Here is a 10,058-nt window from a genome sequence, read left to right as displayed (position 1 = left end):
AACTCGTAGAACAGTGCCGCCTGCGCTTCCTGCTTTGGTCCCATCATCCCCAATTCCTCCCTATGGAAAGAATTGAATCAGCGACTTACGCATCGATCAAGGACGAGTTCTTCAACGAAATACGCCGATCCTTGCTCTTTGGTCAAACGCGAGGCGCGGACTTGCCATACCTTCACCGATTCGACTTTTGCTTTCATTTGTGCATGCGGGTTCCCTTATATGAGCGGCATATCCGGGGTTTTGGGCTACCCCCTCAGAACGATATGTTGAAGCCAAGCGATAGCGCGACCGACTCGTAGCTGTCATCGCCCAACCCGTCATAGCTGACCCCAAATTCCAAGACTGAGCTGTTGTGGTTGGTTAGGCTGAACCCGGTATTGATCCGGCCACGCAAGCCTTCCTCGATGCTCGGCGCTGCCCCTGCGGCTGAGGTAGACTCGAATGTCCAAATGCCGTCGATGCCGAAATACGGCGCGAACATCTGGCCGCTCTTCACAGCCATATCGGTCGAGAATCGTGCTTTAACCTCCGCCTCACCCTGCCGGGTTTCCTGTTCAGGGATGGTTACGTTCACACCGTCAACATAAGCATCGGTCGTCTCCGTGAAGTACGTGAGTCTGAATTCCGGCTGCACATTCAGCATGCCGAAATCACGATCTCCGATAAGTGCAGCAGTAGCCAGGAACCGGGTCGAATCGAACGAATCCGAGAACGTGCCAAGAGGAGAAATCGTGTTATCGGCACGACCCCATTTCAACGACGCATCGAAGAACAGACGCTCGGCCATGCGCCGCGTGTAGTAGGGCCCGATCATCCAACCGGTGCCTTCGATACTGCTTGGACCTGCCGTGTCCATCTGCTCTGTGCGGTCGATCTGCGCGGCAAGCCCCATCAGCGTATTGTCCGAGATCCGCTTGTCGAAGCCGAAATGCAGAATGAAGAAGTCGCCGTCCGACGTGTCCTGATCAAAGCGGGCAACCGTGGCTTCGGTCCAAAAGTCCCAGAGTGCATCAGGCCCGTCGAATGATGAGGTCGAGAAGCCGAGCTTTGTTAAGTCTTGACCCACATTGACGCTCAGCGGCGTGTCAAACGGCAGACGTTGGCCAAACATGGTCACGCCTGCGTCGCCGGCTTGCCCCGTGAAACGGCCAATGCGGCGTGCAGCATCGGGCTGGTTGGCGATGATAAGGCGCCCCCGAGCATCGATAAACGACTGGATCATGTCGCTTGTCGTCTCAACAGAATCGACCAGTGTCACCGTGCAGACATAGCTTTCGCCCGGGGCGAATGTCAGGCCCAGCGTCTGCGCTCTGGTATCGACCGCGCCCGCGGGATTTGAGCAGTTACCACCGGTCACGCCGAAGCCGCCTGCAACTGTGAAGCTGGCAGCATAGGTGCCCGGCACGACCTGAAGCGCGCCCGAACTGCCGGTGCCGCCCGTCACTGCCACATCGACGTTGAAGGCCGGTGTGCCGGACGTAAAGCTGATCACCGTGTCCGCCGGGCTGTTGATGATGAACTCAACTGTACCCGGCGAAACAACCGCGATGGTCACTGTAAAGCTCTGGTCGGCGGTATTGCCCGATCCATCCGTCGCACGGTGGGTTACGGTCGTGGTCCCCACAGGGAAGGCGCTACCGGAGGCAGGGCCTGCGATCCGTGTCACTGTGACTGACTCACCATTATCGGTGGCTGTTGGCGTTGGATAATCTACTACCGCCGAGGTTTGATTGAAGTCGATATCGACGTTGATATCGGCTTGGGTCGAGGTGAAAACCGGCACCTCAGCATCCATCACCGTTACGGTGAAGCTTTGGTCAGCTGTGTTGCCAGCCCCGTCGGTCGCGCGATGGGTGACCGTGGTGGTGCCAAGCGGAAAAGCCGATCCCGAGGCGGGTCCCGCAATCCGGGTCACCATGGCCGGTCCCGCATTGTCGGTTGCCGTGGGGGTTGGATAACTGACCACAGCGGTGGTTTGCCCCGGATCAGTATTCACAGTGATCGGTGCTTGCGATGAGGTGAACACGGGCAGCTCGCCATCTGTCACCGTCACAGTAAAGCTCTGGTCGGTGGTGTTGCCCGCGCCATCGCTTGCCTGATGCGTGACAGTCGTGGCGCCGAGTGGGAAAGCAGAGCCCGAGGCCGGGCCAGCGGTTCGTGTCACGGTTGCCGTCCCTGAATTGTCGACCGCGGTCGGGGTTGGGTAGGTCACGATCGCAGTGTTCAGACCCGGATCGGTATCCACTGTGATCGGTGCCTGCGAAGAGGTGAATGCAGGTGCTTCGCCATCGTCCACCGTAATAGTAAAGCTGTGGTTGGCGGTGTTGCCAGCATCGTCGATGGCGGAAATAATGATAGTCGTGACGCCAATCGGGAAGGCGGATCCGGGCCCCAAGCCGGCTGTGGGAGATGAGATAATGGTGAATGAGACGGCGCCGGCATTATCGTCTGCAAAAGCGTTGAAGTTGACCACCGCTGTGGATTGACCTGGATCGGTGTTCACCGAGATATCGGCAGGCACTGTGATGAAGACCGGTGGCTCGTTGTCGACAACGGTCACTACGAAGTCTGCCTGTGCGGTGTTGCCTGCTGCATCCGAAGCGGTGTGCGTCACGGTGGTGGTACCGACCGGGAAGGCTGCACCCGAAGCCGGACCGGCGGTGCGTGTCGGGCCAGCGGTGACGCCGATGTTGTCGGTTGCGGTGACCGAGTAGGTGACTACCGCTGTGGGCTGACCTGGATCGGTGTTGACCGTGATATTGGCAGGCACGTTAATGACTGGCGGGGTCGTGTCCGTGACCGCACCGCCGGGAACGCCGGAGCAGCCGGTTGCAGCGAAGGCACCGCCACCCGCAGGATCAAACGCCGACGAGGTGAAAAGCGCCGGGCCACTGGCGGTGAACCTGTCGGTATTGGTTGGTGTCGTGCTTTCAAAGATCTGCATGCGGAATGGGCGCAGCGTTGGTGCCACGAGCGCATCGACGGATCTAGCCCTGTCGCCGACACGGATGCTCACACCGCTATTCAGGGTGGTGCCCACGGGAATGACGAAGCCATTGCTGGCGATTATATCATTATTGGCATCTATCAGCCGCACGATGAACCGATCACCCTGGGGGTTGAAAAGCCCGTCAGCGACATCGTTTGTCACCCCCGTAACATCCAGATTATAAGTGATTTCGGTATCTGAGCAGAATGCTCCGGTAGTACCAGCGGCATTCTGCGACCCGGAAACTGCTATCCCGCCATTAACAGTGATTGCCTCAGCGCCAACTGCCAAAAGCAGCAGCGCGATGATCCCGAAGCATTCTCGATACAGTCTGCGCGGGCGTTGTGCCCGCCAACCCGAAACCCAAGCTACAATCATCAGAACTGCTGTCAAAATTCGCCGCATTGAACGTTCCCATCCTTTTGGAGCCAGGCACATGTCCAACGGATGATTCATGTCCTCGACCAACAACACACGATTGACCCCGCGCCCGTGGCTCGGTTTCAAACTAGCCTGTTGTCTGCGCCGAAAGGGCCTTGGCCCCCGGATCGTCCTGAAATCGGCATCTTGGCGATGCGGCGTTTTAGCATCGCCGGTTCTCAGACGAATCCAATAAAACCGCTGGTCAGGATTCAGGCAAGCGTGTTTCCGCCGATGGCAATTAGGGGCCGCCTTTCGTGTCTTTTTGGCGACATTCTAACATCCGCTAAAAAAGCAGAATTTGCTGCACAATGCATTGATGACCGTTGGCAAAAGCGGGCATCAATTAAAGGTTGTTTCTTTCAGCGAAGATGCCTGTACAGATGATCATGTCGCGAACCGCCTAAATCATCCATTAGCTCAAATAGATTGAATGACTGAAAGGCCCCGAACTCCAATTCGGTCCGATTAGTCTCTCGCACTTGCAGCGAATGTCTCCTTCGACGGGCCGCGCCGCAGCGTGTCGGTCGCGTGGTCAAGGTCGGCTTCGGGCCGCTGATGCCCATAGTCGGATTTCTGAGCGCGTCGCGCGGCAGCGCAGCAAATTTGGATCGAGCCCACACTCACTGATGTTGCACGATGCTCGAATGGCGGGTTCGGCGGTCACGCAGCCCACATCGGAATGCGTATCGGCAGACCCTTCACCTGTCTTTGTATGCAGTCAAAGCGCGACGACCGACCCATCTGAAACGCAAAAGCTGTCTCGGCTGGTCGTTTCACCAGCCTGCTCTCGAGGCGACACTCTGAAAGTCGGGGGATGACCTAACCGTCCCTTTTCGGAGAGTTCGCAGGCATTTTCTGGGACGAGTCACCGAGCTTCGTGTTGGGGGAGCCCTCCAACCTCACGTGGCGGCCAGCGACGGTTCCGCCTTGGCCTGCGCCGCCATCGCGTCAAGGAAGACGCGCAGCTTCGCCGGGCGGAAGGGGCCTGGCAGGAAGACGCCGTGCAGCGGGAAGGCCGGGCTGTGCCAGTCCTCCAGCACCCGCACGACCCGGCCGTCCGCCAGCGCGTCCTCGCAGGCCCAGAGCGGCGACAGCACCATCCCCTGCCCCGAGAACATGAGCTCCCGGACCGCCGCCATGCTGTTCACCGCGATCCGGGATCGGCCGACCGCGACCGAGACCCGCTCCTCCCCGCGGACGAGGTGCAGCTTCATCTCGGGCGCGGGGCGGTAGAAGATGAAGGAGTGCCGCGCCAGGTCCTCCGGCCGCTCGGGCCGGTCGTACCGCTCGAAATAGGAGGGGGCAACGACGATGGCGCGCGGCACCTCGCCGAACCGGCGGGCGATCAGCGCGCTATCCGAAAGCGTGCCGATCCGCACCGCCACGTCCACGTTCGACTCGCGCAGGTCGGCGAACTCGCTCCCGAGGTTGAGTTCGACCGAGAGGTCCGGGTGCTCCGACAGGAGGCGGTCGACCACCGGTGTCACGAAGCGCGCGCCGAAATCGACCGGCGCCGTCACCCGCAAGAGGCCCCGCGGCGTATCGGCAAGCCCTGCGATCTCGGCCTCGAGCGCGGCCTGCTCGGCCACGATGCGCCGCACCCCGTCGTAATAGGCCTGCCCCGCTTCGGTGGGCCGCGACCGGCGGGTCGAGCGGATCAGAAGCTTCGCACCCAGCCGTTCCTCCAGCTTGGCGATCCGTCGCGTGACGGAGGACGGGTCCGCCTTCGCCTCGGCCGCGGCGGCCTTGAGGCTTCCGGTCTCCACCACGCGGAGGAAGAGCTCAACATTGGGGTCTGCCATAAATTGCATATAGCGCAATTAATAAGTGCATGACTAGGGGCTACTCGACACATCAGGCAATCGCTATTTCTCGGTCATCACAGACGGAAGACCAAGGATCACTCAAAGGAGCCAGTCATGCTGAAGATCGCCGCCCTCTCCATCGCCATCGCCCTCGGCAGTAGCCTCTCGGAAGAGGTCCGGCTTGCCCCGCAGGAGAACACCATCGCCACGCCCGAAATGCTCGCCGCCTACGAGGCCGCGGCCCGGGCCGACGCAACCAACTGACCTCACCCAACCCCCTCAGAAAGGACCCAGACCCATGTTCAAGATCCTCCTCCCCGCCGCTGTTGCCGCTCTCATCGCCGCTCCGGCGCTCGCCAGCGATCAGCTTGCCGCCCAGCTGGGCGTCGCCCCCGGCACCTACTCCACGAGCGAGCTGATCCAGCTCAGCCGCGCGGTCCAGGACAACGACCACCAGCGCATCCGCCAGATCACCGGCGGCGCGGTCCCCTCGACCCAGAGCGTCGGGATCTCCGCCGGTCATGCGCAACTTGCCGCCCAACTCGGCGTCGATCCGGCCAGCTACAGCGTGAACGAGCTGATCGTCCTGCGGCGGGCGCTGGAAGACAATGACAGCGTGACCGTGAACCGCCTGACCGGTGGCAGCAACGGCATCGTCTCGACCCGCAACACGCCGGGCGCCGGTCACCTGCAGCTTGCTGCGCAGCTGGGCGTCGACCCGATGGCCTACACCACGGCCGAGCTGACGCGGATGAAGTTCGACCGCTTCAGCGACGACGACTGAACCCACGGGTGGTGCGTGGAGGTGGCCCCCTCCACGCGCCGTCCCGAAACGTCACCCATTTCAGGATCAAGGACCCTCACCATGACCAAGGACACCGACATTAACACCGACCGCCCCGCCGATCCCTCCCGCCGCCTGGCCCTGGGCGGCGCGCTTGGCGCCACCGCGGCCGCCATGATCGGCGCTCGCGCCGCCAATGCCCAGGCCGCGCCCACAGGCGAGCTGACCGGCAAAACCGCCTTCATCACCGGCGGTGCACGCGGCATCGGCCTCGCCTCGGCCGAGGCGATGGCCCGCGCAGGCGCCAACATCGTCCTCTTCGATATCGCCACGCCGAACCTGCCCCACGTCAGCTACACCTTGCCCAGCGAGGCCGACCTTGCCGCGGCGCAGGCGCGGATCGAGGCGCTTGGTGCCGAGTGCATGACCTACAGAGGCGATGTGCGCAGCCTGGAGGACCAGCAGGCCGCGATGCGCCAAGCGGTGGACCGCTTCGGCAGCGTCGACATCGTGCTCGCCAATGCGGGCGTCGGCTATGCAGGCGCGATCGCCGGCGCCACGGCGGGCGAAATCTCGACGCTCTACGAGGTCAATGTCGGCGGCTACATGAAGACGACCCAGGCCGCCGTGCCGCATCTGCGGGCCGCCGGAGGGGGCCGGATCATCTACATATCCTCCGGACTTGCGCGCACGGGCAATGACATCTTCGGCGTCTATGGGTCGACCAAGTGGGCCGTGAACGGCTTCGCCAAGAGCGCGGCGATCGCCTATGGCCGCGACAACATCATGTGCAACGTCGTGGCGCCGGGCCTCGTGCGGACGCCGTTCGCGGACAACGCGGCCGTGCTGGGCCAGATGATGCCGGGTGCCGACAACCCCACCTTCGACGCGGTGTCGGCCATGATCGCGCAGGGCACCCCGATCGGCGTCGGCCACCTGGAGCCCGAGGAGGTTGCGGAATCGGTGATGTTCTTCACCAGCCACGCCACCCGGAGCATGACCGGCGAGGTGCTCGATGTCAGCTACGGCTCCGCCGCGACCAGCATCGCCTGACCGGCCCACGACGACCGCGCGCGTCGGCCCGAGGGTCGGCGCGCATCCCCGGCGCGGCTCGAACCCGCGCCACGCGACCCACATGACTAGGACTCACCCCATGCGTTACCGTCGTCTCGGCCAGTCTGGCCTCTTCGTCTCGGAACTCTGCCTCGGCACCATGACCTTCGGCGGATCCGAAGGGATGTGGGGCCAGATCGGCCGTCTCGGGCAGGCGGAGGCCGACGCCATCGTCGGCACCGCGCTCGATGCGGGGATCACCTTCATCGACACCGCCAACGTCTACGCCGAAGGCCGCAGCGAGGAGATCGTCGGCCAGGCGCTCCGCAACCTGAACGTGGCCCGCGACGACGTGGTGATCGCCACCAAGGTCCACGGCCCCATGGGCGACGGCCCGAACGCGCGTGGCGCTTCGCGCGGGCATATCATGACCCAGGTCGAGGCGAGCCTGCGGCGCCTTGGGCTCGATCATATCGACCTCTACCAGATCCACGGCTTCGACCCCGCGACGCCGATCCTCGAGACGCTGGACGCGCTCGACACGCTCGTCCGCCGGGGCGATGTGCGCTATCTCGGCCTCTCGAACTGGGCGGCCTGGCAGGTCGCCCGCGCGGTCGGCCTCGCGGAGGCGCGCCGCCTTGCGCCCATTATCTCGCTGCAAGCCTATTACAGCCTCGCCGGGCGCGACCTGGAGCGGGAGATCGTGCCGATGCTCCGCGCGGAAAACATCGGCCTGATGGTGTGGAGCCCGCTCGCGGGCGGCTTCCTGTCGGGCAAGTTCCGGCGCGACGGCGGGGCGGCCGAGGGGCGCCGCGCGAGCTTCGACTTCCCGCCCGTCGACAAGGACCGCGCCTATGGCATCATCGATGTCCTGGACGCGGTGGCCCGCCGCCGCGAGTGCACGGTCGCTCAAGCGGCCCTGGCATGGCTCCTCCACCGACCGGTCGTCACCAGCGTGCTCGTCGGCGCGAAGCGGGTCGATCAACTGAAGGACAATATCGGCGCGACAGAAGTGATCCTCGAACAGGACGATCTGAACGCCCTCGACGCTGCCAGCGCTTTGACGCCCGAATACCCGGGCTGGATGATCGCGACCCAGGGAGAGAGCCGTCAGGCCATGATCGACGCGGAGTAGTGAACGGTCTCCCCCAAGCTTCGATCCTTGCGGGCCACGGGCGGGATAATCGATGCCGAACCCTTCTCGTCTCGTCTGGCGCACGGGACAGGCGTGCCTGGCGCGCCAATTCGATGGACGCGGGAGGGTAAACCCAGAGAAACAGAAGGTCGTAGATACGCGGCGGAGGTCCGCTTCGGTCCCGCGATCCAGAATTGAACTGCTCACGCCTACTCGCAGCCGCGGCGAATGCCAGTAAACGGGACCGCCGCCGCAGCATCCTGGTTCCGTCGCCAAGGTCTGCAAAGGGCAGCCCTGCCACCGCCAGGAGCTGGCGCCATCGCACATGCTCCACCGCCTCTGAGGTCTGGTCTGAGCTCCAAACCTGCCGTTGATCAATGGGGCGAGATGCAGCGGTTGCAGCCCGCTTTGCTGCCGTTCGCTACAATAGCAAAATCCAGAGTTTCTCGAACTCGCGATCAGCGGGACGAAGCCGACATTCGACATCTGGAGCCGAAGGTCCGCATTAGGCCTGGTGTTCCAGACTGGTATGGTCTGCGGGACGTTCCGACGCCAAAGTGGGTCGACCGGTAGGGAGCTAGCACAGCAGCGATGATGACACGCAGAACGACATTGACCGCATTCGCGGGGGCTTCGATCGCGTTAGGCCTCGCGCACTCACTCGCGGCTGAACCGCCCCGGCGTTGGCGCGTGCCGGACGAGGGCGATCGCCATGAGAGGACCTTCATGCAGTGGCCGGTGAGCCGTGACGTGTACCCCGAGGCGTGGTTCCTTGACGACGTTCAGCAAGCCATCGCGCGCGTCGCAAACGCGATTGCGGCCTTCGAACCCGTTGTCATGCTGGCGGCGCACGAGCACCATGCGGCGGCAAGGCGGCGCCTGTCGGCGGCCGTCGAACTCTGGGACATTCCGACCGACGATCTGTGGGCGCGAGATAGCGGCCCCCTCTTCGTCTTGGACAATCGCGGCGGCCTTGCGGTGCGCCATCTGAACTTCAACGGATGGGGTGGCAAGCAGGCGCATCCACATGACGGGCTGGTCGCGGCGCGCGTGGCGCAGCGGTTGGGCGTGTCCCTCCTGGACAACGGTCTGGTCGGCGAACCGGGCGGCGTGGAGGCCGACGGCGACGGCACGCTGATCGCGCACGAAAGCTCCTGGGTGAACCCGAACCGTAATCCGGGCCGGACACGGACCGAGGTTGAGGCGCTGTTGCTCGATGCCTACGGTGCGGACCACATGATCTGGGCGCCTGGCCTCGCGGGCGAGGACATCACCGACTTCCACATCGACGCGCTCGCGCGTTTTGCTCGGCCCGGCGCAGTGATGATCCAGCTTCCTCCGTCCGATAATACGAACGATCCATGGGTCCGGTCTTCTTACCAGACACGCGACATTCTTGCGAATGTGACGGATGCAAAGGGGCGAGCGCTGGAGGTTGTGGAGATCGCCGACCCCCTTCACCCGCGGGTTCGCGATGCCGATTTCGTGCCGTCTTACGCTAACCATTACGTGTGCAACGGCGCAGTGGTGATGGCGCAGTTCGGTGACCGCGACGCAGACGCAGTGTCCTACGCGGCCATCGCGTCGCTCCATCCCAACCGGGAGATCGTCACGCTCAACGTCGACGCGCTTGGCTGGATCGGCGGGGGGATCCACTGCGCTACGCAACAGCAGCCGGCGGTGTAGAAGACTGATATGGTGTTCAAACTGGGTGCATCTGCGTAGGACTGACTTCTGAAACGCTTTGCCCGTCGCGATAGGGTTGGCTCCGAACATTTGAAACGTTTCCAGACGAGGGTCTAAGGGCTATTGAAACGGCCTTCCCGTGGCCTCATTCACCAAAGCAGCCATTCGCGGCGCAGCATCAGA

At 63.2% G+C, this 10,058-nt stretch carries 7 protein-coding genes; 5 read left to right on the top strand and 2 right to left on the bottom strand.

Going from position 1 to position 10,058, the window contains the following annotated elements; translation table 11 throughout:
* Nucleotides 1-253 precede the first annotated feature (253 nt).
* Nucleotides 254-3,382 carry an HYR domain-containing protein gene (locus tag AADZ90_RS13820; protein ID WP_411997041.1) on the bottom strand — a complete coding sequence of 1,043 codons (3,129 nt, stop codon included), beginning with the start codon at nt 3,380-3,382 and terminating at the stop codon, nt 254-256.
* A gap of 929 nt (nt 3,383-4,311) precedes the next feature.
* Nucleotides 4,312-5,214, bottom strand: a complete 903-nt coding sequence (locus tag AADZ90_RS13815; protein ID WP_367312817.1) for a LysR family transcriptional regulator — start codon at nt 5,212-5,214, stop codon at nt 4,312-4,314.
* A 117-nt stretch (nt 5,215-5,331) separates the two neighbouring features.
* Here AADZ90_RS13815 and AADZ90_RS13810 point away from each other — a divergent pair, with 117 nt between their 5' ends.
* The 5 genes from AADZ90_RS13810 (at nt 5,332) to AADZ90_RS13790 (ending at nt 9,875) form a co-directional block, all read left to right on the top strand.
* Complete coding sequence (locus tag AADZ90_RS13810; RefSeq protein ID WP_367312816.1) at nt 5,332-5,481, top strand: hypothetical protein; 150 nt, start codon at nt 5,332-5,334, stop codon at nt 5,479-5,481.
* Between the two features lie 34 nt (nt 5,482-5,515).
* Nucleotides 5,516-6,001: a hypothetical protein gene (locus AADZ90_RS13805; RefSeq protein ID WP_411997040.1), complete on the top strand. Its 486-nt coding sequence runs from the start codon at nt 5,516-5,518 to the stop codon at nt 5,999-6,001.
* Between the two features lie 81 nt (nt 6,002-6,082).
* Nucleotides 6,083-7,054, top strand: a complete 972-nt coding sequence (locus AADZ90_RS13800; RefSeq protein WP_367310591.1) for an SDR family NAD(P)-dependent oxidoreductase — start codon at nt 6,083-6,085, stop codon at nt 7,052-7,054.
* A gap of 100 nt (nt 7,055-7,154) precedes the next feature.
* Nucleotides 7,155-8,189, top strand: coding sequence for an aldo/keto reductase (locus AADZ90_RS13795; protein ID WP_367310590.1), 1,035 nt, complete (start codon nt 7,155-7,157; stop codon nt 8,187-8,189).
* A 591-nt stretch (nt 8,190-8,780) separates the two neighbouring features.
* Nucleotides 8,781-9,875 carry an agmatine deiminase family protein gene (locus tag AADZ90_RS13790; RefSeq protein WP_367310589.1) on the top strand — a complete coding sequence of 365 codons (1,095 nt, stop codon included), beginning with the start codon at nt 8,781-8,783 and terminating at the stop codon, nt 9,873-9,875.
* The last annotated feature ends 183 nt before the right edge of the window (nt 9,876-10,058 follow it).

Origin of the sequence: Aestuariibius violaceus (assembly GCF_040779325.2) — a bacterium.
GTDB lineage: Bacteria > Pseudomonadota > Alphaproteobacteria > Rhodobacterales > Rhodobacteraceae > Aestuariibius > Aestuariibius violaceus.
This window is presented reverse-complemented; position numbering and strand designations above follow the sequence as displayed.

Bases quoted from the DNA above. Each gene is read 5' to 3' on its own strand.
- AADZ90_RS13800 (WP_367310591.1), top strand. From the start codon at position 6,083: ATGACCAAGGACACCGACATTAACACCGACCGCCCCGCCGATCCCTCC.
- AADZ90_RS13815 (WP_367312817.1), bottom strand. From the start codon at position 5,214: ATGGCAGACCCCAATGTTGAGCTCTTCCTCCGCGTGGTGGAGACCGGA.
- AADZ90_RS13810 (WP_367312816.1), top strand. From the start codon at position 5,332: ATGCTGAAGATCGCCGCCCTCTCCATCGCCATCGCCCTCGGCAGTAGC.
- AADZ90_RS13790 (WP_367310589.1), top strand. From the start codon at position 8,781: ATGATGACACGCAGAACGACATTGACCGCATTCGCGGGGGCTTCGATC.
- AADZ90_RS13795 (WP_367310590.1), top strand. From the start codon at position 7,155: ATGCGTTACCGTCGTCTCGGCCAGTCTGGCCTCTTCGTCTCGGAACTC.
- AADZ90_RS13805 (WP_411997040.1), top strand. From the start codon at position 5,516: ATGTTCAAGATCCTCCTCCCCGCCGCTGTTGCCGCTCTCATCGCCGCT.